General features: G+C 49.2%; 21 protein-coding genes. 6 read left to right on the top strand and 15 right to left on the bottom strand.

The genetic code is table 11. The annotated features are described in order from the left end of the window. Nucleotides 1-21: 21 nt before the first annotated feature. The 7 genes from cdpA to lptM form a co-directional block, all read right to left on the bottom strand. The gene (gene cdpA / locus CEQ48_RS19365; RefSeq protein WP_089072309.1) at nucleotides 22-2,511 is read right to left on the bottom strand and encodes a cyclic di-GMP phosphodiesterase CdpA; all 2,490 of its coding nucleotides are present in this window, start codon (nucleotides 2,509-2,511) and stop codon (nucleotides 22-24) included. A gap of 109 nt (nucleotides 2,512-2,620) precedes the next feature. After that, entirely contained in the window at nucleotides 2,621-3,340 is a 720-nt protein-coding gene (gene yigB, locus CEQ48_RS19360; RefSeq protein WP_089072308.1) for a 5-amino-6-(5-phospho-D-ribitylamino)uracil phosphatase YigB, read from the bottom strand. A 2-nt stretch (nucleotides 3,341-3,342) separates the two neighbouring features. Beyond that, on the bottom strand, nucleotides 3,343-4,278 hold the full coding sequence (gene xerC / locus CEQ48_RS19355; protein ID WP_000786729.1) for a tyrosine recombinase XerC: 936 nt from the start codon (nucleotides 4,276-4,278) through the stop codon (nucleotides 3,343-3,345). After that, a complete protein-coding gene (locus CEQ48_RS19350; RefSeq protein ID WP_089072307.1) occupies nucleotides 4,247-4,945 on the bottom strand; it encodes a DUF484 family protein in 699 nt (232 codons plus the stop codon). The genes xerC and CEQ48_RS19350 overlap by 32 nt, the downstream gene beginning before the upstream one ends. Nucleotides 4,946-4,958: 13 nt before the next feature. After that, a complete protein-coding gene (dapF, locus tag CEQ48_RS19345) occupies nucleotides 4,959-5,789 on the bottom strand; it encodes a diaminopimelate epimerase (RefSeq protein ID WP_000545404.1) in 831 nt (276 codons plus the stop codon). Nucleotides 5,790-5,800: 11 nt separating this feature from the next. Beyond that, on the bottom strand, nucleotides 5,801-7,054 hold the full coding sequence (gene lysA, locus CEQ48_RS19340; RefSeq protein WP_089072306.1) for a diaminopimelate decarboxylase: 1,254 nt from the start codon (nucleotides 7,052-7,054) through the stop codon (nucleotides 5,801-5,803). Between the two features lie 32 nt (nucleotides 7,055-7,086). After that, on the bottom strand, nucleotides 7,087-7,203 hold the full coding sequence (lptM, locus tag CEQ48_RS20640) for an LPS translocon maturation chaperone LptM (protein WP_000726424.1): 117 nt from the start codon (nucleotides 7,201-7,203) through the stop codon (nucleotides 7,087-7,089). Between the two features lie 75 nt (nucleotides 7,204-7,278). Here lptM and cyaY point away from each other — a divergent pair, with 75 nt between their 5' ends. Continuing rightward, a complete protein-coding gene (gene cyaY, locus CEQ48_RS19330; protein ID WP_001005953.1) occupies nucleotides 7,279-7,593 on the top strand; it encodes an iron donor protein CyaY in 315 nt (104 codons plus the stop codon). Between the two features lie 105 nt (nucleotides 7,594-7,698). Here cyaY and CEQ48_RS19325 read toward each other — a convergent pair whose 3' ends face one another. Beyond that, entirely contained in the window at nucleotides 7,699-10,236 is a 2,538-nt protein-coding gene (locus CEQ48_RS19325) for a class I adenylate cyclase (protein WP_089072305.1), read from the bottom strand. Between the two features lie 356 nt (nucleotides 10,237-10,592). On the opposite strand from CEQ48_RS19325, the gene hemC reads away from it, so the two are divergent. The 4 genes from hemC to CEQ48_RS19300 all read left to right on the top strand — a co-directional run bounded on the left by hemC (nucleotide 10,593) and on the right by CEQ48_RS19300 (nucleotide 14,748). Next, the gene (gene hemC, locus CEQ48_RS19315; protein WP_157724708.1) at nucleotides 10,593-11,528 is read left to right on the top strand and encodes a hydroxymethylbilane synthase; all 936 of its coding nucleotides are present in this window, start codon (nucleotides 10,593-10,595) and stop codon (nucleotides 11,526-11,528) included. A gap of 76 nt (nucleotides 11,529-11,604) precedes the next feature. Beyond that, nucleotides 11,605-12,372, top strand: coding sequence for a uroporphyrinogen-III synthase (locus tag CEQ48_RS19310; RefSeq protein ID WP_198301213.1), 768 nt, complete (start codon nucleotides 11,605-11,607; stop codon nucleotides 12,370-12,372). Beyond that, nucleotides 12,356-13,555 (top strand): uroporphyrinogen-III C-methyltransferase, encoded by a 1,200-nt coding sequence (locus CEQ48_RS19305; RefSeq protein WP_089072301.1) that lies wholly within the window; start codon nucleotides 12,356-12,358, stop codon nucleotides 13,553-13,555. Before CEQ48_RS19310 ends, CEQ48_RS19305 begins: the two co-directional genes overlap by 17 nt. Then, complete coding sequence (locus CEQ48_RS19300) at nucleotides 13,552-14,748, top strand: heme biosynthesis protein HemY (RefSeq protein ID WP_055032081.1); 1,197 nt, start codon at nucleotides 13,552-13,554, stop codon at nucleotides 14,746-14,748. Before CEQ48_RS19305 ends, CEQ48_RS19300 begins: the two co-directional genes overlap by 4 nt. A 63-nt stretch (nucleotides 14,749-14,811) precedes the next feature. Here the strand turns inward: CEQ48_RS19300 and hemN are convergent, their stop codons facing one another. From hemN to CEQ48_RS19275, 5 genes are all read right to left on the bottom strand, one after another. Further along, complete coding sequence (gene hemN / locus CEQ48_RS19295) at nucleotides 14,812-16,200, bottom strand: oxygen-independent coproporphyrinogen III oxidase (protein WP_089072300.1); 1,389 nt, start codon at nucleotides 16,198-16,200, stop codon at nucleotides 14,812-14,814. A 138-nt stretch (nucleotides 16,201-16,338) separates the two neighbouring features. After that, nucleotides 16,339-16,827 carry a DUF2489 domain-containing protein gene (locus CEQ48_RS19290; protein ID WP_055033080.1) on the bottom strand — a complete coding sequence of 163 codons (489 nt, stop codon included), beginning with the start codon at nucleotides 16,825-16,827 and terminating at the stop codon, nucleotides 16,339-16,341. A 9-nt stretch (nucleotides 16,828-16,836) separates the two neighbouring features. Next, the gene (yihI, locus tag CEQ48_RS19285; protein WP_089072299.1) at nucleotides 16,837-17,385 is read right to left on the bottom strand and encodes a Der GTPase-activating protein YihI; all 549 of its coding nucleotides are present in this window, start codon (nucleotides 17,383-17,385) and stop codon (nucleotides 16,837-16,839) included. After that, entirely contained in the window at nucleotides 17,385-18,023 is a 639-nt protein-coding gene (locus tag CEQ48_RS19280) for a class I SAM-dependent methyltransferase (RefSeq protein ID WP_000555165.1), read from the bottom strand. Before CEQ48_RS19280 ends, yihI begins: the two co-directional genes overlap by 1 nt. A gap of 203 nt (nucleotides 18,024-18,226) precedes the next feature. Then, the gene (locus CEQ48_RS19275; protein ID WP_089072298.1) at nucleotides 18,227-18,844 is read right to left on the bottom strand and encodes a c-type cytochrome; all 618 of its coding nucleotides are present in this window, start codon (nucleotides 18,842-18,844) and stop codon (nucleotides 18,227-18,229) included. A 151-nt stretch (nucleotides 18,845-18,995) separates the two neighbouring features. Here CEQ48_RS19275 and yihA point away from each other — a divergent pair, with 151 nt between their 5' ends. Then, nucleotides 18,996-19,658, top strand: coding sequence for a ribosome biogenesis GTP-binding protein YihA/YsxC (yihA, locus tag CEQ48_RS19270; RefSeq protein ID WP_000111629.1), 663 nt, complete (start codon nucleotides 18,996-18,998; stop codon nucleotides 19,656-19,658). Between the two features lie 506 nt (nucleotides 19,659-20,164). Here the strand turns inward: yihA and spfP are convergent. Both spfP and polA read right to left on the bottom strand, forming a co-directional pair. After that, entirely contained in the window at nucleotides 20,165-20,212 is a 48-nt protein-coding gene (gene spfP / locus CEQ48_RS20635) for a small protein SpfP (protein ID WP_438356636.1), read from the bottom strand. Nucleotides 20,213-20,405: 193 nt separating this feature from the next. After that, nucleotides 20,406-23,210: a DNA polymerase I gene (gene polA, locus CEQ48_RS19265; RefSeq protein WP_089072297.1), complete on the bottom strand. Its 2,805-nt coding sequence runs from the start codon at nucleotides 23,208-23,210 to the stop codon at nucleotides 20,406-20,408. Between the last annotated feature and the right edge of the window lie 301 nt (nucleotides 23,211-23,511).

The raw sequence follows: 23,511 nt of genomic DNA, 5'->3' as shown, positions 1-23,511 counted from the left end.
GGATGACGCATCTATCTTGCGTTAACTCAAGCGTGAAGGTCGACCCAAGAAATAGCCTTGTAAATAATCCACCCCCATATCTTCACTGATGCGACAAACCGTCTGGTTATGGACAAACTCCGCCACGGTTTTCGCATTCAGTACCTGACACAATTTCACGAGCTGCTCGGCAATCCGGCGCTGCTTCACATCCTGATCAATATTGCGGATCAAGCTGCCATCGAGCTTAATCACCTGCGGTTCAAGCTTCACTATCTCATCAATATTGGAATAACCACTGCCAAAATCATCGACAATGATGGTCGCGCCCAGCGTGCGGAAATGGTTACACACTTCAATCATCCGCCCGTAATCTTTGATTTGTTCGCTCTCCAACACTTCGAGCCCGACACGGGCAGGATCGGCCACCGATTTTATTGCCGCTTCCAAATGCTGCAAGGTGCGCTCGCTCATCAAATCTTGCGGTGAAAGATTGATCGAAAAAGCTTCTGGGCGATGACGCATCATATTGAAGGTATGCGTTATCATCTGCCGGCTCAAACGAGTGTAAAGATGGGTATCAGTGATGATAGGAAGAAAGTGACTAGGGAGGATAATTTCCCCTTCATCTTCAATCCGCACTAAACATTCGTAAGAGGCCACAATGTGACTGCGCGCCTGACAAATCGGCTGCGCATAGACCACCACATCATCACGCACTACCGCTCGACTGACGCGCGATAACCAATTCAGCCGTTCCTGACGAACGCTTTCTTGCACTTTTAATCGCGCCGCATTACAAAAGTGACGATTATTACTAAACGCGTTGCGTCGCGCTTCTATGGCACGCAGTAATAGCTCATCTGGCGAGTGCTCTGCAAAATCACCCTGACTGACTAACCCAGCGCACAACGAGATCGACAAATAATCCACATTCGGCAAACCGTAGGGCTCGAAGTTGACGTGCTCCAACTGCTCCACAAACTGATAGAAATGGCTATGAATGCTTTTCCCGTCCAGCTTGGCGCGAAAAACCGTTGCCCACTCGCCGACTCCAATCGCATACAAACCGCTCTGCCCCGCCAGTTTCTGATCCAAAAAGACCTGAAATTGTTCACTCAAATCGCGAAGCAGCTTATCGCCTACCGGATAACCATACTTCTCATTGATCTGATTGAAATTAGTCACTTTCAGGGCGATTAGGTGCTCATTGGCCGCGAAGTTCGCCAATCGCTCACGTAACACCACTCGATTGGGTAAGCCGGTACGTCGGTCACGCCGGTAACTCGCCGTCAGTAATGAGGTTTGAGCGCGGATCTGCTGTGCCAAATTGTCCGTCATGGCATCCAAATCGTGAAACGCATGGCGGATCAAATTAAACAGAGGGGACGTCATCCCTTCCGGATAACTCGGCAAAGGGATCGGGACAAAATCGTCACGCACTTCCCCTTCACGTAAGGCAAGAAACGTCATGCTATGGTGCATCACTTGCTGCTGACCATGCTCATACAGCAGTTCTCCCCAGCAGTAACAACCATCGGTCGGCGCCACCGCCTGGAGCGGTTGTAACTCGTGATTCTCATGCATGAAGTTTAAACGCAGCGCACAGTTAAACACCCATACTTGTTGACACTGCTTAGCTTGCAGCTGCTGAGCGGTGAGATAGACCCGCTCTAGAGTTAAACTCGGGTGATCAAAACAAAAGCGCACTTCATCTTGCAGCGCCAGTGGGCGGTTAAACCTCAGCCCGCCTTCCTCCGCCAGCCCGAGCGGCAGATAAAGATCTTGGTGGCGGCATTCCCCTTTCATCAGTGGAAAACTGATCAGCCAGTCATGGGGTAAGTCAGCTTGCGCGCCCAAATTGCGCTGATAAATCGCCTCTATCGGCTCATCATCCAAACGTAAGACCCGATCCCCCTCTACAGCAGTGACCCGATAGGTGCGCCCAACAGGCTGCCACTCCGTGTAACCACCAGTCTCGACATAAAGCGCTTCGCCATGCAGCGCAATGGCCACACTGGCGTTCTGGTAACAAGCCTCATCGAGCAAAACCCAGCGACCACTGGGAGTTTGTTTGGCGGCTCCTCCGGCGACGGGCACTGGCGATCCCTGCATGTCGCGTAAGGCAAATCGTGCGGCTTGCAAGGTATCCATCTGCCAAGAAAAACAGACCACCGCTCGAGACGTGCTATTGAGCTCGAGCTGGCGAGCTAAACGCTCCGCGTCGGCAGCCTCATCGTCACTGTAATCCACAACGGCACGGCTAAGATAAGTTTGCTCAAACACGGTGATTTGCAGCAACGTCACCTGATGGTGTACTTCCCCTTGGAAAATCACCTCTTCGGTACTGCACCCCAGCAGGCAAGCTTGTGGATAGTGGCAACGGATAATCCGCGCAAGCTGCAAAACCTGTTCACGGCTCAAAGGAGAGAAAATTTGCACTAAGATGGATTGTCCATGAGGAAGCTCAATCGCATCGAGTACATGATTGGCCGATGCTAAATCAGGGATGATACGCGAGACCGTAAACATAAATATCTGATAAGACAATAAAATGTTTAGGCATTATGCAATGCAATCGTTACCGAAGACTATACTCAATAACCATACAATGTGATTTTTGTGACCCGATATTATGCATCTAGTTAACTAGCAAAAGTAATTCCGATAGAAGCTCGATCTCCACGTCGGGTAATACGCTCGCTTTGGCGAGCCGACGAATACTCTGCCCTTGATCGTTAAACCAGCAGGCTTGAAAACCATTTTGCCGCGCCCCTAGCACATCGGTTTGTAAATGATCCCCGACATGCAAGATTGAACGGGGCTCAAGCTGAAGCTGTTGTGCTGCTTGTGCAAAGAGATCGGGATACGGTTTGGCACGGCCGTCTGGCCCTGCGCGCAATACCGTTTGGAAATAGCCACTTAAACCAATTTTTTCTATCTGGACATTGCCATTGGTGATCGCAATCAGCGGCACTTTAGCCGCTAACTGAGCCAACACCCGATGCGTTTCGGCAGGCACATCGACTTGATTACGCCAGCGCATCACTTGCTCAAGCGTCTCGCTCGCCGCTTGCTCCGCCTCTGGCTGCGCATAGCCTAATTCCAGTAAACCATGCTGCACCTGTAAATAACGCCATTGGCTCACATCATGGCACTGATCCGGAAAGCGGCGCGCCATATCCCGCTTCATCGCCAGCCACCAAGCCAAAGGACGCGTCGCCGTAATGGGATGCTCACTTAACAACCACTCAGTGACTTTTTCCTCGACCTGTTTGATCACCGGACGGTTATCGTAAAGGGTATCGTCCAAATCAAACGTCAGTGCTTGAATCGAAGCCAATGGGCGGTAAAACAGCATGGTTAGTCATCCTTATTCTTTTTGCGCGCCCGAGGATGCGCTTGGTCATACACCTGAGCCAGATGTTGAAAATCGAGGTGGGTATAGATTTGCGTTGTCGCAATGTTCTCGTGCCCAAGCAGCTCCTGCACTGCACGCAGGTTATTGCTCGATTCCAGCATATGGGTGGCAAACGAATGGCGCAATTTATGTGGGCTGATATGACTGGCAACCGCCTGTTTTTGGCCCCATTCGGCCATGCGTTTTTGCACACTACGGTGTGAAATACGGGTACCGAGTTTGGAAACAAACAGCGCCGTTTCTGCGCTATCCGCCAATTGACTGCGCAATTTGAGCCATTTACCGACCCACTCTTGTGCCTGTCCAGCAAACCACACCTTGCGCTCTTTGTTGCCTTTACCGATGACGCGGATCTCACCTTCGCTTAGATTAACGTCTTTGACATCAATCGAAACTAGCTCAGCCAAACGCAAACCCGCGCCGTACATCAGCTCCATGATCGCCCGATCGCGAATCGAAAGCGGATCATCATCGGTCACTTCCAGTAACTGCGCCATTTCATCGACATCGAGATTTTTCGGCAAGGTACGCTGCTTGCGCGGCGCAGAGACGCCTTTCGCAGGGTTAGCCTGAAGCTCGCCACGTAAAATCAGAAAATCTAGGAAACTGCGCAATGAAGACAAACGCGTCGCGATACTGCTGGCTTTCATCCCCTGCCTTTTCCCCTGCATCACCAATTGGCGCACCCACGCCGAATCAAGCTGTGTCCAATGGGTGAGCCCAACCTGTACTAAGTACTGGGTCATGGTTTCCAACTGCTGCTTATAGTTGCGCTGGGTATACAGGCTCAACCCTTTTTCCGTATGCAGGTAGGCGTAAAAACGCTCCAGCGGTTGAGCCAACGCATCAGGAAGCGGGGTGAGTTCGTCGTTCTTCATCGTGTGACTGCCAAGGTAATGTCTCGATCAGATGAGCTAAGACTAACGCCAGATGGCGCAAAAACAAGGTATCCATACTCGGCTGAAAGTGGCCGCCATCTTCACTGGCGAAGGCCAAAATCCCCAGCGGCGCTTGGCGCTGCAAAGGTAACACCACATACGAACCCATTTCTGGCGCGGGCCTATCCCCCAACAGACGTTGCCGATCCGCTTGGCGTAAGCGACCTAAATAAGCCGATTTGCCATTAAAATGATTGGTCGCAAAGCGCTGCCAATCCTCACTGGCTAAACCGTATTTTTCATCATGGCGCTGCAGCAGGCGCACGTAAGCACGCAGATTGAGTTCACGCGCTTTGGCTTCAATCGCGTGTAACACCGCTTGCAGCGACGAGCATTTTAGAATCTGCTCTTGCAGATCCATAAACTCATGGAAAGTACGATCGTTATTTGCCGCGAGTGACATCAAGGCGGTGATCTCCTCTTCGAGAGAGTCTATCCGCTGGCGCTGACGCGCTAACTGCACATGAGCGAGCGATACCGCCCCCGTTTGGGTCGGTAAGGCTAAACGTTCGACCAGATGAGGATGATGCTGAAAAAAATCGGGATGTTCATAAAGATACTCTGCCACCATTTGGGCAGTCAGAGCATCCGCCGTTACCTGAGACAAAATTGAACCTCAATTAGCAAGAGATTTGGCCATCGTAGATATGAGTAGCCGGGCCTGTCATATACAACGGTTTGCCGGGGCCTTGCCAGTGGATTTCCAGTTCACCACCGGGAAGGTGGACACGAACTTGCTCATCCAGTAAACCTTGCAAAATGCCTACCGCAACCGCGGCGCACGCGCCACTGCCACAAGCTTGAGTTTCGCCCGCACCACGTTCATACACGCGCAAATTGATCTCATCACGGCTCACGACCTGCATAAAACCGGCGTTGACGCGCTCAGGGAAACGCTCGTGCGATTCCAAAAGCGGCCCTAAGGTTTCTACCGCAGCAGTGCGGATATCGTCCACCACAGTTACTACATGTGGGTTGCCCATACTCACCGCGCCACAAAACAAGGTGTGTTCACCGACACGCAGAATATAGGTTTTTTCGCTCTGTTTGGCGCGAAATGGGATCTTGTTCGGCTCAAACTCCGGCACACCCATGTTCACGGTGATCAGATCTTCCTCTTCCACATTGAGTACCATTTTGCCTTTCTTGGTACTGACATGGATGGTGTACTTGTTGGTTAACCCTTTCATGCGTACAAAACGGGCAAAACAGCGCGCACCATTGCCACACTGCTCCACTTCGCTGCCATCGGCATTGAAAATGCGGTAATGGAAATCCGATTCTGGATCGTAAGGCGCTTCAACCACCAACAGTTGGTCAAAGCCGACTCCCGTATGGCGATCCGCCAGACGGCGGATCAATTCCGGAGAGAAGAAGACGTTTTGGGTAATACAGTCTACGACCATAAAGTCGTTGCCCAAACCGTGCATTTTAGAAAAATGGAAATGCATAGAAGATAACTTTACTCCGGTAATACCGATTCTAACGCCCACAAGCTGCTAAGCTCTTCACGCTGACGCACCAAATAGGTTTTATTGCCATCAACCATGACTTCAGCCACTCGCGGACGGGTATTGTAATTCGACGACATGGTAAACCCATACGCACCTGAAGAGCGCACCGCCAGTAAATCTCCCTCTTGCAACACTAAGTCACGATCTTTCCCTAGGAAATCACTGGTTTCACACACAGGGCCAACCAAATCATAAGTTTGCACTTCGCCTTGACGAGGACGCAGTGGAATGATGTCTTGCCACGCTTGGTATAGCGCAGGGCGGATCAAATCGTTCATCGCCGCATCAATGATCGCGAAGTTTTTGTGCTCGGTGTGTTTGAGAAACTCCACCTTAGTCACCAATACTCCCGCGTTAGCCGCAATCGCGCGTCCCGGTTCAAAAATCAGCTCTAAATCGCGGTGGCGCTCTAGGCGGTCCAGCAATGCCTTGGCGTATTCCGAAGGCTTTGGAGGCAGTTCATCACGATAAACCACCCCTAAGCCACCGCCGACATCCAAGTGGCGGATATGAATGCCTTCCGCTTTCAGCGAATCAATCAGTGCCAGTAAACGGTCAGTCGCATCAATAAAGGGGGCGAGAGCGGTTAGCTGTGAGCCAATATGGCAGTCAATACCGTGCACATCAAGATTTGGCAAGCTGTGGGCAAGGCGATACACCTGCGCCGCGCGGTCAAAGGTGATGCCAAATTTGTTATCACGCAGACCCGTTGAAATATAAGGGTGAGTTTGGGCATCCACATCAGGATTGATGCGCAGTGAAATCGGCGCTTTAACACCAAGCCCGCCGGCCACTTTATTCAGGCGCTGCAGCTCAGGCTCCGATTCCACGTTAAAGCATTTGATCTTCAATTGCAGGGCGCGCTTCATCTCAGCTTCGGTTTTACCCACACCAGAGAATACCACCTTGCTTGGGTCACCACCGGCGGCCAATACACGCTCTAATTCGCCAACGGAGACGATATCAAAACCTGAACCCAAACGAGCTAAAGTATTCAATACCCCTAAGTTAGAGTTGGCTTTCACCGCATAACAAATTAGGTGAGGATAATCACCGACTGATTTATCAAACGCGTGCCAATGGCGCTCAAGTGTCGCTCTTGAGTAAACATAAAGCGGTGTACCGTACTTGTTTGCCAAATCGGTGAGTGGAACTTGCTCAGCCCACAACTGACCATCTTCCTGATAATTGAAGTAATCCAAAATGCTTTCCCTTTTATTCTTAGTAGCGTGATTTACTGACTTTGCTCACTTTGTTTTGCATCATCAGGCATATACAGTGGCCCAGTTTGCCCGCATCCCGCTAACGCGAGAGCCGACAACAAAAACAGTGCAGTGAATTTCTTTTTCATTTTGCATATCGTGCTTATTGAATCAATGCCCCCTATAATCGCACCACGATTAGGAAAAGCAATAGGATAGATAGGATGAACGAAACTGAATTTCATCAACTCGTCGATAGCCAGCTAGAGCGTATAGAGGCCGCGATTGATGAGGCCGGCGCGGATATCGACTACGAAACGTCAGGCAATGTGATGACACTCGAGTTTGATGATGGCAGCCAAATCATCATTAACCGCCAAGAACCGATGCGTGAAATCTGGCTAGCCTCCAAATCAGGTGGCTACCATTTCAAATCGATTGATGGCGAATGGATCTGTTCAAAAACTGGGCTTGAGCTGCTCACTCTGCTCAAGCAAGAGTGTGATAAGCACGCCGATGAGCCGATTGATTGGGTTTAAGCACGAGAGTCGCTTAGGCATGCTGTCGCTGACGCATAATAAAAAAGAGCACGATTGTGCTCTTTTTTATTGATAAGGATTTAGAAAACCTGAGACGCCAATGAGTTAGGCATTGACCACTTGCGAAGGCTTGGAATACACGGCGCTGTCATTACGATATGGCACCACGTACGTTTCCCCCTCTTCTGGGTGGATGATTTGGTAATACTGCGGCAAGTTAAAATTGATGCTTTTCGCGCCGAGTTTACTGCTGTCATCCAACATCGAGGTATAGAAGCTGTTGACGCTGGCAATCATTTCGTCTTTTTCGCCATTAAACTGGTGATAGACTTCAATACGGTTGGCCTCATCAAGCACATAGATGTTGAAACCTTTCTCGGTATCTTCAAAGAAGAACTGCACCAAACCTTCACTGGCAAAACTATCCACCACCGCAGGCAATGGGTAATCTTGATCGCGATCGAGCATCAGTAAAGGCGAGCCCTTGAGCTTATTGGTTGAGATGCTGCGATAGAAATCGACCGAGTTCTCCAACTTCTGAACCGAAACACCACGGCGTTCAAAGAACAAACCATACATCTGATCGCCCATGCGCAGCGCTTTGAAACGACGACGTTTCTCTTGCTCCATCGGCTTGAGGCGCAAATCGATACACTCAGCCAACAGTTGATAAACCAAGTTACGCATCACGCCGCGCAAGTTTTTGCTGTAGCAGAACACATCCACCGATTCTGGCGGCAGCGCATCCTGATGCATTTTTCCAAGCACGGTTTTCAACGCATCAAGCATGGCCGTCTGGCCTTCAAAATGCAGGGTACGCACTTCTTGCCACGAGTTGCGATACACCAAATCGACACTGCCGACTAAGCATTTCTGCTCAGCACCAAAACTAAAAATATCGATATTTTTCAGGTCGACTTTCAGCGCTTTCCCACTCAGTTCACTGGTTGGGTCGTGCTCAAAATTGATGAACATGGCAAGCTGGCTAATCTCACAAGGATTGGCCAACGCTTGCATGGTAGGGCGACGCTTACGCAGCGAAAAGGTATTACGCAGATCGCTGACCATTTGGTAGAACTTGTCGATATCCAGTTGCGCTTCACGCACCACCGCATGCAAACGAGTCGACTCCGTGATCAGGCCATTAAAAAAGGCCCACGCCACCAATTTACTCAAGTATTCGTTGTGCTCAAGATACGGCTGACCAATCAAGCGCTGCGCCTGCAGCGGCTGCTTGTAGAGATACCAACCGGGCTTATTGGTGCGTCCGGCACAAACCTCAATAAAACTTAAATCGGGCTCATGCAGGTCTGGGGAAATTTGTGGGTTGAGCAGTGTGACTTTACCCGGCAGCACTTCAAACGCCGCGTACAGTTTACGCGCCAAAATCGAGATATCTTGTGGGCTAATGGCCGAGGTGATGTCATTACGACGCGCAAACTGGATCAGGTTACGATAACTGAGCATCAAGGCATCAAGCAGTGCGTGGTGTACGACCTTCACTTGCTCGACTTTCCAGTGACGACGATTATCGAGCTCGGCAATCAAGTCTGCGCTCCATTGCCATTCGCTGGTCAGTTCCCGTAAAGCTTCACGACGCCAAGGCATCGAGCCGACGCCCGGCTCACGCGACAACTTCTCATGGGTTTTGAGATAGAAACAGCGGCGCACTAAATCAAGGCGTGTGCTATCACCAATTCGCACCAAATAGCGCGTCACTTTCTCTAACATTTGATAGTAAGAGTCCATGCCGTACAGATCCGGTTCATCGGCAAAGAAGCGGCGCTTGCTGTCGATACTCAACAGTTGAGTGTGCGGGTACTCCCACGAATAGGCTTCAAGCAAAATGGCTTTGAGTACCGATTTATAAGGCGAGTCAATGCTCTTATACAGTTGCCACAAGTTCGCGCCAAAGTACTCTTCAGCCGGAATGCGGTTTAACTTGCCAAAATCGATCCACTCATTGCAGTTCAAATACCCATTTGAACAGAGCTCGTGAACATATTCGTCGTAGCACTCTTCCATTTCTGGTGGCACGATTTGCCACAGCAGTCGCTTGCCCGCCAAGCGCACCGCCGAGCGATAAAACTCATCCAATAACAACAAATGCTGTGATGAACCACAGTTTTCTCCGCTTAGCGCTTCGGAATGGTTATGGCGAAAACGCTCTTCATTCATGATGAAGAAATTGGCTTCAACACCCTGACTTTTCGCCCAATCGGTAATGAGCAGACATTTACTGGAGAGGTTATCGCGTGCCTCACAACTCATGTGAGCAGAGACACAGACCCAAATATCCAGATCGCTCGATGTGCTTTGACCGATCGATGAGGTGCTGCCCATCGTATACAAGCCTAGAATTGCCGGATTGTCAGTTTCAGTTGACGTTAACGGCTCGCCAAGCGTCAGCTGTGCATCATCGATGAATTGCTGCTGGATAGGATTGGCTTCAAACAGATGGATACCGAAAGGCGTATCAGCAGAAAAATAACCGGGGATCAGGGGATGATTAAATTGAAATAGTGCGGGAATGAGGTGGAAAACACGTTGACTTTGCAAATCCATAAGAGCCAGCGCACGTTCAATACGTTGCCGGTTTAGCTTATCAAGTCTATGGATTAAGGTCTGAGTATAAGCCTGCAAGTTTGCTTCCCTGATATGACAGATAAAAGCCGCTTTTTGGTTATGTTTTACGCGACCATGCCAACAAAACGTGATCAATCTAACACTTCTTTCCAGTTTGGTAAAGCGCTCTTGGAAGCACATCACACCAAACTAAACACTTATCAACACAAAACAGCATAAATGATTACAGTGTTGTTGCAAATTGCCGTTTTGTAAGTATCGCCAAGATAATAAATGCGAGTCTAATCACACAATCAAGCGGGAAAACGACATTCTTCTGCGCAAAATCGTTCCGACTCGAACTAGTTGTAAGCATTTTAAGCCCCAAGTGATAGGATTAGGCGATTTTAAACCAGATGGATAGGAACATCATAATGACCGAGACGCCGATTCGCATTGCAACCCGCCAGAGTCCACTGGCTTTGTGGCAAGCCAACTATGTTAAAGACGCCTTAATGGCAGCCCACCCCGGACTGCAGGTGGAGTTGGTGACTATGGTCACGCGCGGCGATGTGATTCTGGATACTCCACTGGCTAAAGTGGGCGGTAAAGGCTTATTCGTGAAAGAGCTGGAAATTGCCATGCTCGAAGGGCGCGCCGATTTAGCCGTGCATTCAATGAAAGATGTTCCGGTCGATTTCCCTGACGGTCTGGGCTTAGTCACCATCTGCGAACGGGAAGATCCGCGTGATGCGTTTGTCTCAAACACCTACGCCAAGATTGAAGATCTGCCCTCGGGCGCTATCGTCGGTACCTGCAGTCTACGCCGTCAATGCCAACTCAAAGCAGCACGGCCAGATTTAGTGATTAAAGAGCTGCGCGGCAACGTGGGGACTCGCCTAAGTAAGCTTGATGCGGGCGAATACGATGCCATCATTTTAGCGGCAGCAGGCCTAAAACGCCTTGAGCTCGAAAGCCGTATTCGTAGCTTTATTGAACCGGAACAGTCCCTACCTGCGGTTGGCCAAGGTGCCGTCGGTATTGAATGTCGCGTAGATGATCAACGCGTGCGCGCCCTACTCGCGCCCCTTAACCATGCAGATACCGCCGATCGAGTGCGCTGCGAACGCGCGATGAATCTCACGTTACAAGGTGGCTGTCAGGTGCCGATTGGTAGCTATGCACTGCTGGAGGGTGACAATATTTGGCTACGTGCGCTCGTGGGTGAACCCGATGGTTCGCAAATCGTGCGCGGCGAAATTCGCGGACTTCGCACACAAGCGGAACAACTTGGCATCACGCTAGCTGAGCAACTGCTTAGCCAAGGAGCCAAAGAGATCTTAGAGCGTCTCTATTGTGACCACGAGTAATGGTGACCACGAATAATAGTAAGCCTATGTCAGCACGCATAGACTGATTGCTTATCTCGCATTGATTGAGGGTGTTATGACAGTACTGGTCACTCGTCCTGATGAACAAGGCACAGAGCTGTGCCAACTGCTGCACCAGCAGGGCATCCCCGCCCTGCACCATCCGCTGATCGCCATCTCTGCCAGCCCTCAACTTGCTGCGCTGGCAGAAGATTTATCTTCATTCGATATCATCATTGCCGTCAGTCAACATGCCGTCATCTTCAGTGACCAATTTCTGCAACATCGCCGAATTTGTTGGCCAAATAACGCTATTTACCTTGCCGTTGGTCAAAAAACCGCGCATGTTTTCAGCAAAGCCTGCCAACAATCAGTAGACTATCCAGAAATAAGCGATAGTGAACATCTGCTGGCACTCAGTACGCTGCGTGATGTTGCAGGTAAGAAAGTATTGATCTTACGGGGTAATGGTGGTCGTGAACTGATTTATTCCACCTTAGTGGAAAGAGGAGCGACAGTGCGCTATCAAGAAGCGTATTGTCGACATGATCTGCCATTTGCCGCCGCCGAGTGTGTCCAAAAATGGCAGTTGGCGAAGGTCGACTCACTGGTGATCACCAGCAGTGAGCAGTTGGCTTTTTTTATCCGTCAGTTCGAGACATCACACTTGCCATGGGTGCAGCAGTTAACTTTGCTCGTACCCAGCCAACGGATTGCCACTCTCGCCCATCAACTAGGATTTCATCGCATCGTGGTCACGCTAAGTGCTGCTAATCGCGATTTAGTCGCGGCATTGATGCCCGAAAAACCAACAGGAACTCTGAGCAATGACCAACAACAATAAACCGCAACAAGAACCTGAAACCACAGTAAACCCAAGCTCGGCAGCGGTGACTCCCCCGGCCGCGCCCGACAAACAAGATAGCCCAGCGCCAAACCAACCGGCGACCAAGAAAACCTTGGACAGCACACCAGCTCAAGACAAGCCGCCACAACCAAACTCGCAAGGGAAAAAGTTGGCGAGCGTGGCGCTTCTGCTGGTGTTAGCGCTCGGCGCAGGTTTTGCCTATGTACATCAGCAGCAAAAAAGTGAATTTAACAACCAGTTGCAAGCCGTACACGCAGAGCTGAAACAAACCCGTGATGCACTCAATGTGCAGCTAGAACAAACCGTATCGCAAGCCACCTCACAAGCCACTGAAATTACTCACCGTGCAGAAACCGTGCTGGAACAACAGCAAAAAAGCATTGAGAGCTTGCAGCTCGCGGTGGCGGATATTAAAGGTCGTCGCCCGAATGATTGGCTCCTCGCGGAAGCCGATTATTTGGTAAAACTGGCGGGTCGTAAGCTGTTTCTTGAGCATGATGCGGAAACCGCAACCCAATTGATGGAAAGTGCCGACCAGCGCATTGCTGCACTCAATGACCCAAGCCTAACACCACTGCGTAAGGCAATGGCCAACGACATCACAGCACTGAAAAACATTCCACTGATTGATCGTGATGGTTTAGTGCTGCGTCTGATCAGTTTGCAGCAACAAGTCGACAGCTTACCGCTGGCTAATGCGATCCTGCCCGCCGATCAACCACAGGAGACTCCAGCCGTATCGGAAAACATCAATGATTGGCAAACCAACCTGAAAAGCTCACTCAAAGCCTTTGCCGATAACTTCATTACTTTCCGTTCTCGTGATGGCAACGTGATACCTCTGCTCTCCCCAACTCAGCATTTTTATTTAAAAGAGAACCTGCAAGCCAAGTTAGAAACGGCAATCAAAGGGGTGTACACCGAACAACAGACCCTTTATGTCACTTCACTGACTACCGCTGAACAGTGGTCTAACTCTTTCTTCAATGCTGGAGACAAAGCTGTGCAAGCGTTTAATGCTGAGTTAGCTTTGCTCGCAAAACAACAGGTACAAGTTAACTATCCCGTGAAACTGCAAACTCAGCAGCAGTTAGCCGATGTGATCACCGAACGCTTGCGCCGCAGTGTTTCTCCTATCACTACGGAGGCGCAGCAATGATTCGACTGATTTTCCTATTTGTCGTGCTCGGTCTTGGCCTGTTTGTCGGCACTCAATACGCTGGCCAGCAAGGTTATGTACTGATCTCAATTGCCAATCGCACTATCGAAATGAGTGTCACCACGCTGGTGATCTTTATCATCGCTGCGTTAGCCGCGCTGTTTGCCCTTGAATTTTTGGTGAAAAAAATTCTCTATACCAGTTTTCATACATGGAACTGGTTCAGCGTGCGTAAGCTACGCCGCTCGCGCCGCTACACCAACGAAGGAATCATCAAACTGCTTGAAGGTGATTGGAAACAAGCCGAGAAAAAAGTCACTCGCTGGGCAAACCATCACGATATGCCGCTGCTCTGTTATCTCGTTGCATCGGAAGCTGCGAATGGCATGGGTGATCGAGCGAAGCGTGATCACTATTTAGCACTTGCGGCGCAGCAGGACAACGCCACATTAGCAGTAGAGCTAACACGCGCGAAACAACAACTCAGCGATGGCGATAATACCGCCGCCTTGACCACCTTAACGCAACTGCAAAACAGCCATCCACACAACACTGTCGTGCTCAGCCTGCTTAACCAGTGCTACCAAGCCCTAGGCGAATGGCAGCCGCTGTTAGACCTACTCCCGAAACTGGTAAAAGCCAAACGCTTAAGCAATGAAGAAGCGCAGCAGCTTGAACTTACCGCTCAGCGTGGCATGTTACAAAGCATTGCCAGCCAAAAAGGCAGTGAAGGTTTGGTGCAGCATTGGGCGCAGATGTCACGCAAGTTAAAAGCTGAGCCTGAATTGTTGATGTGTTTCATCAATCAGCTCATTGAACGTAAAGCCGATTATGAGGCGTTCTCTGTGATCAAAGAGAGCTTGAAAAAACAGCCGACTGCTGAGCTGTATGCCCTGCTGCCAGAGCTCAATATCTCTGATCGCCATCCCCTGATCGCTGTGCTGGAAGATGCCCTGCGCCGCGATAGCAATAATGCGGAAGCACATAGCGCTTTGGGTCAACTGTATCTGCGTGAGAAACATTGGGCTGATGCGCAGAAACATCTCGAAAAAGCGCTGTCTCTACGTTCCTGTGTCTCCGACTATGCTTATCTAGCGGATGCATTAGAAAAGCAAAACTTCACGCGTGCGGCGCATGATGTCTCTCGTAAGGCACTCTCTTTGCTGGAGTCCCCTTCCGTTCAGTCATCCTGATATGGCGTAGCATAAGAAACAACAAGGCCACCGCATGCGGTGGCCTTGTGTTTGAATGCAGTCTTAAATGACTCGCGAGAACTGCTGCTGACGCGCCCGCTCACGCAGGTATTTATCAAAACACATACAGATGTTGCGAATTAACAAACGACCACGCAGAGTCACTTCAATCATTTTTTCATCCACCGTCACCAACTCGTCGTCAATGAAGGTTTGTAGCAGAGCTAAATCCTGACGGAAGTAGTGATTGAAACGCAGATTAAACTCGCGCTCAATCTCGGTTTTATCCAGTTTAAAGTTACAAATCAGCTGCTTAATCACTTCACGGCGCAGCAAATCATCTTGATCGAGCGCCACACCTTTCCACAGTGCATGACGCATCTCATTGACTTGTGCATAGTATTTTTTCAGCTCTTTCTGGTTTTGCGCATAGGCATCACCCACCATAGAAATCGCGGAAACCCCAAAGCCGACTAAGTCACACTCACCTTGGGTGGTGTAGCCTTGGAAGTTACGATGCAAAATACCGTTACGCTGGGCCACTGCCAACTCATCATCCGGCAACGCAAAGTGATCCATACCGATGAACTGATAACCCGCGCCCGTTAGCGTAGTGATCGTCTGCTGTAAAATCGCCAGTTTCTCTTCGGCGGCAGGTAAATCCGCATCTTTAATCTTGCGCTGCGCCGCGAACAGTTGCGGCATATGCGCGTAGTTAAACACCGACAAGCGCCCCGGCTTCATAGTGAGCACTTGCTGCAACGTCTGGGCAAAGGTTTCTGCGGTTTGTTTAGGCAAGCCGTAAATCAGATCGAGGTTGGTCGAGCGAAAACCAAGCTGTTTTGCACGCTCTACCAGAGCAAAAATAAACTGCTCATCTTGTTCGCGGTTCACCAGCTTCTGTACTTCTTTATTAAAATCCTGCACCCCGATGCTGACTCGGTTAAAGCCTTCTTGGCGCAGATGGTCAAGCACCTCTAACTGAATTTCACGCGGATCGATTTCAATGCTGATTTCAGCGTCATCTGTAAAATGAAATTCACTGCGTAGCAGCGTCATCAAGCGGCTAATCTGCGCATTGGTCAGGAAAGTCGGTGTGCCACCGCCAAAGTGCAGCTGAGTCACATCTCTTCCTGTCAGCAGTGAGGCGCGTTGGCGAATTTCATGCTCAAGCACATCAAGGTATTCATCCGCTTTGTGCGAGTGACGAGTAATGACCTTATTACAACCACAGTAGTAGCAAAGCTTGTGGCAAAACGGAATATGGATATAAAGCGACAGCGGGCGCTCTGGGTACTGAGTACAAGCCATATCAAAGTCAGCGATGGTGAAGGCTTCATGAAACTCAACCGCAGTCGGGTATGAAGTGTAACGCGGACCGGAGTAGTTGTACTTATCCAAAATGGCCTGATCCCAAACGATCTGTTGGCTGGGTACGACATACGACGACATAGTGAATCTTTCCGTTTTGCTCAATTCTTGACGGGCTATTCTGCCACACGACATTGACCGACGTCGGGCAGCAGAACAGGATTTGGCAACAAAATATTCGATTCTGCTAGCGCGATCACTCACCCTTTCGAGTTAGTTTCACACCATTTGAATCGCGATTTGGTTATTCAGCGGCTGGATACGCTGCTTGAGAGCAGTGAGTTCATCAATGATTGCCTCTTGCAGACGGCTTTCAGCTTTGGTGCGTTCCAGATTCTGCTTCATTCGCTCTTGTTTGGGTAATGCTTGGCGCGCATCACCGCGCGCCATGTCTTTCACCAAATGATAAAGCTCAGAGATTGCAGGATACTCTTGTTCAAAATTGATGCGCTGCTCACCTTGCACATAATCCATAATGCAATAAACACGGATACTGATTTCCGACAGATCGCACTGCCCTTGAATACCCGCCATGCAAAGGATATTAACGCTATCAAAGATGTTCGCATTACGCTTTTCAATCGCTAGCTGCTGATGTTGCAACTGCAGCGTTTGCTGTTTTTTCACTTGCCACAGCAAATAGGCCGCGTAACTGGCGAGCGCCACGATAATGGCACCACCTACGCTGGCAAGTAGCATCCCGTTCATCACTGCTCCTTAATCTTGGTACTTATCGACATCCAGTTGTTCAAACTCAGAGAGTAAATCCTCTTCCGTTTTGCGTTTTTTACTTGGTTTAGCTTGTGGTGCTGGCTCTTCCACTGGCTCATCGTCCAACAGACCCAGTTGATCCATCAGCACTTCGATGCGATCTAATTTCTCATCAACGTATTTCTGCAAGCCAATACCTAGCTTCTCACCGTTGTCGAGTCTATCCAGCAATACGCTCAGTTGCGCATCTTTTTCCAGCATCGCCAGCTCTTGCTCTGCCGCCAGTTTACGCTCTTGCTTGTTGAGTTTTTTCGGTGCTTCAACAACCAACGGAATAGGCTTTTTACTGCCCAAACGTGGGTCACGTTTCTGCGTCCCTTGGCGCACTTGGCTTTCAGTGCTTTCTGAATGACGGCTACCTGACTTTAAGCCTTTGCGCTTTTTCAGTTTTTTACGCAGACGGCTCTCCACTTCGGATTCGCTGCGTGTACGTACCACGACCAGTTGGTCGTTACTGTTGGTACCCGGTTTTCTCGATTTCTTTGAGCGACTCATTACTGGGGTTTCCTCAGTAAAATTACATCATTACCAATAAATTCAAGTTCGAGCTTATCCCGCTCCGCCAGATACTGAAATGTGGCACGACTGAAAAAGATCACGTGAGTGAGATCATTTTTGTAGTGCCAACCAGCAAATGCGTCCAAGTCTTTGACCATTTTTGTCATCAGACCAATCCAGCCGCCTGGCTTAACTAAATTTAACCATTGCTGCCACACTCGGTGAGGATCGTGCAGATGCTCAATCACCTCAGTCGCAGTCATAAAATCGTATTGGCGGTTTAACACCTCACTATCCGGATGATAGAAAATGTCGTACAACGCCACGGCGTGTCCGGCTTCTTCTAACATCAGCGATAAGGTGGGACCAGGCCCACAGCCAAAATCTAACCCTTGAGATTGGGGAGGCAGTCTCTCAAGCATAGGCGAACAGACTCGTGATAAAAAGCGTCGATAGCCTTCATCACTAGGAATGTTCTGATGCAAGTCATAGAAGCCTTTTTCTCGCTCCGCACTTAAGCGTTGCTCAGGATCGACATACACCAGCGCACACTGCTGACATTGAAAATAGCGACGATGCTTATCTACAAAATACGCTTGGCTGTTTTCACTGTGACATAACGGGCACGAATGCATGCTGACCTCCTCCAACGGGATGCGCAACATACCAGAAACTCCCCTTAGAGTGGAGTGTAAAAGGCGATTTTCTCATCAACCTAAACAAAAAACGCAAAATCACATGGAGTAAGGGGGGAGAGATAAGATTCTCAGCGCCAGAAAAGCAACAGCCCTAGTAAGGTCACTAGGGCTGTTTGGTATTTTTTGCTCGTATTGCCGAATTAGTGCAGGCCACCTACGTATTTCGATAGGATATCAATATCCGTATCTGTCAGCTTATGCGCCACATCACGCATCATCTCGTTCATATCGTTCGCACGAGTGCCTGAACGGAACTTTTCTAGCTGCGCTTTAATGTAGTCAGCATGCTGGCCTGAAATTTTTGGAAAGCCTGATAACTCCGTACCATTACCGCGCGGACCATGACACGCGATACAAGCGGTCAACCCACGTGATGCATCCCCAGCGGTATAAAGTGCTTTACCTTGGGCCACGACATCTTCCGGTGTGGTATTGCCAGAGATAGGCATAGAGGCATAGTATGCAGCCAAGTCAGCGATATCTTCATCGCTCAGTGGCATCGCCATTGCACTCATCACAGGATCATAACGGCCCTGTTTTCCGCCGCTGGAAGCACCCAATTTCAGTTCCTTGAGTTGTTTCTCAAGATACTTCTCATGTTGCCCTGCCAGTTTAGGGTAAATGGTTAACGGGCTGTTGCCGTCTGCACCGTGGCAGGCAGCACAGGTTAGAGATTTGGCTTTACCAGCTTCGATACTACCTTGGGCCCATACAGAGCAGCTGGCTAAAACACTCAAGATTAGCGCTAATTTCTTCATGACATTCCATTTATAATTATCAAGCTTCCAGTACCACTCTGGGGTACCTCTCATGGTACAATAGGCGACCTTATGCCGAGCACGGTTATTTTACACAATTTCACAAAAAAGTAATCAATCGACTACACAAAGTCGAGATGGAGTTAACACAGTGAGCGTAAAAATTCATTACCAAAACACGCATTTCATTACCAGTGCGCCTGATATTCGCCATCTTCCTGAAGATGAAGGTATCGAAATTGCGTTTGCAGGACGCTCTAATGCTGGTAAGTCAAGTTCCCTTAATCGCCTGACCAACCAGAAAAATCTGGCCAAAACCAGTAAGACTCCGGGTCGTACTCAGTTGATTAACCTTTTTAAAGTAGCAGACGGCTGTCATATCGTCGATTTGCCCGGATATGGCTTTGCTCAAGTCCCGCTAGAGATGAAGCTCAAGTGGCAGCGAGCCCTTGGTGAATACTTACAAAAGCGCCAAAGCCTAAAAGGCTTAGTGGTACTGATGGATATTCGTCATCCGATGAAAGACCTCGATCAGCAACTGATCATCTGGGCGGTGGAGTGCGGAATTCCAGTACAAGTGATGCTGACTAAAGCGGATAAGCTAAAAAGTGGCGCTCGTAAAGCACAAGTATTGAAAGTGCGTGAAGAGGCAAAAACCTTTGGTGGCGATGTGGCCGTTGATGCTTTCTCTTCATTAAGCGGAATTGGTGTCGATACTCTGCGCGCCAAACTGGATGAGTGGTATGCACCGGTGTTGGCTGCTATTGCCGAACAAGAAGAAGGCGAGCAGCCTGAATCGTCTACCGACCAATAGTATTAACACTATGTCACGACAAACCTCGCTCATGCGGGGTTTTTTATTACCACAATTCAGAGATGTCACTCAGGGCTGTCGATGGTAAGCCAACAAATATGAGGGAAAGCAACAAAATCCCCACCATCCTGGTGGGGCAACGGGAGAGAAAACGGTTTTTATTGTTATGGTCCAAGCATTCCGTAAACGCGGCTCTTTTTCAAGTCGGCACAAAACGCTCAAGATCAGATGACTCAAGATAGCTTAACCCTTACTGCTCTTGGCTTTCAGCATCGTTCGAAGGCCTAAATGCTGTGTTTTAGAGACTTGATTTCTCGTTAGAAATAATAAAAGTGTGAATGGTGTTTAGTTACAGAATGGAGTGTTTTTTGTCGAATCAATCCGCTTAAAGTACATAAGTGAACGACCACAAAATGGGCAGAGATATAGGCTAAAAGCGGGGCTATCAACGCGAAATAGCGCCCAATAAAAAACGCCCCAGTCAAATAGTGACTGGGGCGGCTGAATCAGCCTAATCCAATAACGTGAAACAAAAGGTCTGAAAGATAGAACATCTTACCTCTGTACCCTACGCGAGCTAATGTACAACAATTGGTCAGAATTGAAAATATTTTTTGTAGTTTTTTTTCATTAAATTTTAGTTAAACAACATAACTGTCTGAGCTAGGTAAACTTTTTTTAGCGATAAAAAAAGCCAGCGAACGTGCACTGGCTCATGTATTTCTTCAGTTTCGCTGGAAAATCGAGCTAGTGTGCCTCATCCCAGTTGTCGCCGTGACCAGCTTCAGCCACTAAAGGCACTGCAAGCTCGGCCGCTGACTCCATCAGCTGTTGTACTTTACTTTCAATTTCGGATAAAGATGACTCTTTAACTTCAAAGACCAATTCATCGTGTACTTGCATCAGTAATTTGACTCGGCCATCGCCTTCTCGCTCAATCCACTCATCCACCAACAACATGGCTTTTTTGATGATGTCTGCCGCGGTGCCTTGCATCGGTGCGTTGATCGCTGCCCGCTCAGCCGCTTTGCGGCGCATAGCGTTACGTGAGGTAATTTCCGGCAAGTGTAAGCGACGACCGAAGATGGTTTCGACATAACCCAATTGTGCAGCACGGCTACGCGTATCTTCCATATACTGCATCACGCCGGGATAACGCTCGAAGTATTTATCCATATACTCTTGTGCTTCACCGCGTGGAATACCGAGCTGTTTTGCCAGACCAAACGCACTCATGCCGTAGATCAAACCAAAGTTCACCGCTTTCGCTCGGCGACGCTGCTCACTGCTCACTTGATCAATCGGCACACCAATGATTTCTGCCGCTGTCGCCGCATGGATATCTTTCCCATCACGGAAAGCATCCAATAACGCCTGATCGCCCGACAAGTGCGCCATGATACGCAGCTCGATTTGCGAGTAGTCGACCGCCATGATTTTCCAACCGTGCGGAGCAACAAACGCTTGGCGAATACGGCGTCCTTCTTCATTACGCACTGGAATGTTCTGCAAGTTAGGATCGGTGGATGAGAGACGCCCAGTGGCCGTCACCGCTTGATGATAGGAAGTATGTACACGCCCTGTATTGGGGTTAATCATCTTCGGCAGCTTATCGGTATAAGTCGATTTGAGTTTGGCCAGACCACGGTACTCAATCAGCACTTTCGGCAGTTGGTAATCCAAAGCCAGCTCTTGCAACACTTCTTCATTGGTTGAAGGGGTACCGGATGGCGTTTTTTGCAATACAGGCAGCTTCATCTGCTCAAACAAAATGGTTTGTAGCTGCTTCGGCGAGCTTAAGTTGAACGGCTGACCTGCCAACTCATAAGCTTTTTGTTCTAATTGATCTAAACGTAACGCAATTTCTTGCGATTGGGCACTGAGCAGCATGTCGTCGATCATCACGCCCGTACGTTCAATACGTGATAGCACAGGTACCAGTGGCATTTCGATTTCGCGATACACTTGCTCAAGCTTAGCGTCTTGCTCAATCAACGGATGAATACGCTGATGCAGACGCAACGTCACATCCGCATCTTCTGCCGCGTATTGTGCCGCTTCTTCTAAAGCGATTTGGTTAAAGGTGAGCTGGTTCTTACCCTTACCTGCCACTTGTTCAAACGAGATACAGCTGTGCTGTAAAAAACGCAGCGCTAAACTATCCATATCATGTTTGCCGCCCACGCTGTTATAGACGTAGGATTGCAGCATAGTGTCGTGGCGAATACCACGCAGCTCAACGCCGTAGCGCGCCATCACGCTCGCATCGTATTTGAGGTTTTGGCCCACTTTGGCTTTGCTTTCATCTTCAAGCAGAGGTTTCAGCTGGGCAATCACCCAGTCGCGATCCAACTGCTGCGGCGCATCCAGATAATCGTGCGCGACTGGCAGATAAGCCGCTTCACCTTCGGCAACCGCAAACGACATCCCCACCAAATTGGCGACCATGTAATCAAGGTTGTCGGTTTCCGTATCAAAGGCAAACAGCTCGGCTTGTTGTAACTTCTCTAACCAGTGCTGGAAGTCTTGCTCGTTTAGGATGGTTTGATACTGGCTACGATCGATGTGGGCCGCAGGGCTTTCAGGAATCGCAGCCGCATGACTTGCTGCGGTTGACACTGTAACTGAAGAGGTTTTCGTTTGCTCGTCCGCCGTCACAACACCTGTACCACCATCAAGCAATTCGGTCAGCCAAGATTTAAAGGCGAGCTTACCGTAGAGCGACATCAACGCATCTCGATCTGGCGTTTGCTTTAGCAGGGTTTGCGGAGACTCCTCAAGCTCGACATCACATTTGATGGTGGCGAGTTGATAAGAGAGCTTGGCATTATCGCGGTTCTCTTCCAGCTTTTGTGCCATGTTTTTTGAGCCACGGAAGCCTAAAGCAGCGATTTTATCGAGGTTGGCGTACAGCGCTTCTAAGCCGCCAATCCCTTGCAAAAGTGCGGTCGCGGTTTTTTCACCCACCCCAGGTACGCCGGGAATGTTATCCACTTTATCGCCCATCAAGGCGAGGTAGTCGATAATAAGCTCTGGCGGGATACCGAATTTTTCAATCACACCTTGGCGATCCAGCACGACGTTGGTCATGGTATTGATCAGGGTAATATTATCATCCACCAACTGCGCCATATCTTTATCGCCGGTACTGATCAAAACAGGCATACCAGCTTGTGAGGCTTGGCGCGCCAACGTACCAATCACATCGTCAGCTTCTACACCTTCAATCGCCAACAGCGGTAAACCCATAGCGCGAATAACTTGGTGTAAAGGTTCAACCTGACAGCGCAACTCATCTGGCATAGGTGGTCGATGCGCCTTGTATTGATCGTACATCTCATCACGGAAGGTTTTTCCCTTGGCATCAAAAATCACCGCCATACGATCCGAAGCGAACTGGCGCATCATGCTGCGAATCATGTTTACCACACCATAGATGGCGTTGGTTGGGATTTCACCATTACTCATGGTGCCCGGGTAAGCATGAAATGCACGATAAAGGTAAGAGGAGCCGTCGATTAAAATCAATGGATTGTCAGGTATATGAGCCATAGAAGGATTATCCAAACGTAAGTAAATGAGCCTAGGATGCCACGACTACTGCTTGGATTCCATGTTGTTACCGTTTTTGGCTCATTCAGGGGATATCCGATCCACTTACGCAACCCAGCATTCTGTGGATAACTCTGTTTATAGATTTATTTACGCCGATTTAAAACCGATAAATTTACTGTATGATTAATTTTTAAGTTAATGTTTTTAAACAACAAAAAAAAGGATCGATTGAAAATAAAATGATCTTTTGCGGATCGTAAATTGTGGAAAAGACACTCGCTGCCCTTTTGCTCACTCT

Origin of the sequence: Vibrio tarriae, from assembly GCF_002216685.1 — a bacterium.
In the GTDB taxonomy this organism is placed as follows: domain Bacteria; phylum Pseudomonadota; class Gammaproteobacteria; order Enterobacterales; family Vibrionaceae; genus Vibrio; species Vibrio tarriae.
This window is presented reverse-complemented; position numbering and strand designations above follow the sequence as displayed.

Excerpts from the sequence above, each read along its gene's own strand:
- cdpA (WP_089072309.1), bottom strand. The coding sequence starts at position 2,511 with ATGTTTACGGTCTCGCGTATCATCCCTGATTTAGCATCGGCCAATCAT.
- yigB (WP_089072308.1), bottom strand. The coding sequence starts at position 3,340 with ATGCTGTTTTACCGCCCATTGGCTTCGATTCAAGCACTGACGTTTGAT.
- xerC (WP_000786729.1), bottom strand. The coding sequence starts at position 4,278 with ATGAAGAACGACGAACTCACCCCGCTTCCTGATGCGTTGGCTCAACCG.
- dapF (WP_000545404.1), bottom strand. The coding sequence starts at position 5,789 with ATGCATTTCCATTTTTCTAAAATGCACGGTTTGGGCAACGACTTTATG.
- lptM (WP_000726424.1), bottom strand. The coding sequence starts at position 7,203 with ATGAAAAAGAAATTCACTGCACTGTTTTTGTTGTCGGCTCTCGCGTTA.
- cyaY (WP_001005953.1), top strand. The coding sequence starts at position 7,279 with ATGAACGAAACTGAATTTCATCAACTCGTCGATAGCCAGCTAGAGCGT.
- hemC (WP_157724708.1), top strand. The coding sequence starts at position 10,593 with ATGACCGAGACGCCGATTCGCATTGCAACCCGCCAGAGTCCACTGGCT.
- CEQ48_RS19310 (WP_198301213.1), top strand. The coding sequence starts at position 11,605 with ATGACAGTACTGGTCACTCGTCCTGATGAACAAGGCACAGAGCTGTGC.
- CEQ48_RS19305 (WP_089072301.1), top strand. The coding sequence starts at position 12,356 with ATGACCAACAACAATAAACCGCAACAAGAACCTGAAACCACAGTAAAC.
- CEQ48_RS19300 (WP_055032081.1), top strand. The coding sequence starts at position 13,552 with ATGATTCGACTGATTTTCCTATTTGTCGTGCTCGGTCTTGGCCTGTTT.
- hemN (WP_089072300.1), bottom strand. The coding sequence starts at position 16,200 with ATGTCGTCGTATGTCGTACCCAGCCAACAGATCGTTTGGGATCAGGCC.
- CEQ48_RS19290 (WP_055033080.1), bottom strand. The coding sequence starts at position 16,827 with ATGAACGGGATGCTACTTGCCAGCGTAGGTGGTGCCATTATCGTGGCG.
- yihI (WP_089072299.1), bottom strand. The coding sequence starts at position 17,385 with ATGAGTCGCTCAAAGAAATCGAGAAAACCGGGTACCAACAGTAACGAC.
- CEQ48_RS19280 (WP_000555165.1), bottom strand. The coding sequence starts at position 18,023 with ATGCATTCGTGCCCGTTATGTCACAGTGAAAACAGCCAAGCGTATTTT.
- CEQ48_RS19275 (WP_089072298.1), bottom strand. The coding sequence starts at position 18,844 with ATGAAGAAATTAGCGCTAATCTTGAGTGTTTTAGCCAGCTGCTCTGTA.
- polA (WP_089072297.1), bottom strand. The coding sequence starts at position 23,210 with ATGGCTCATATACCTGACAATCCATTGATTTTAATCGACGGCTCCTCT.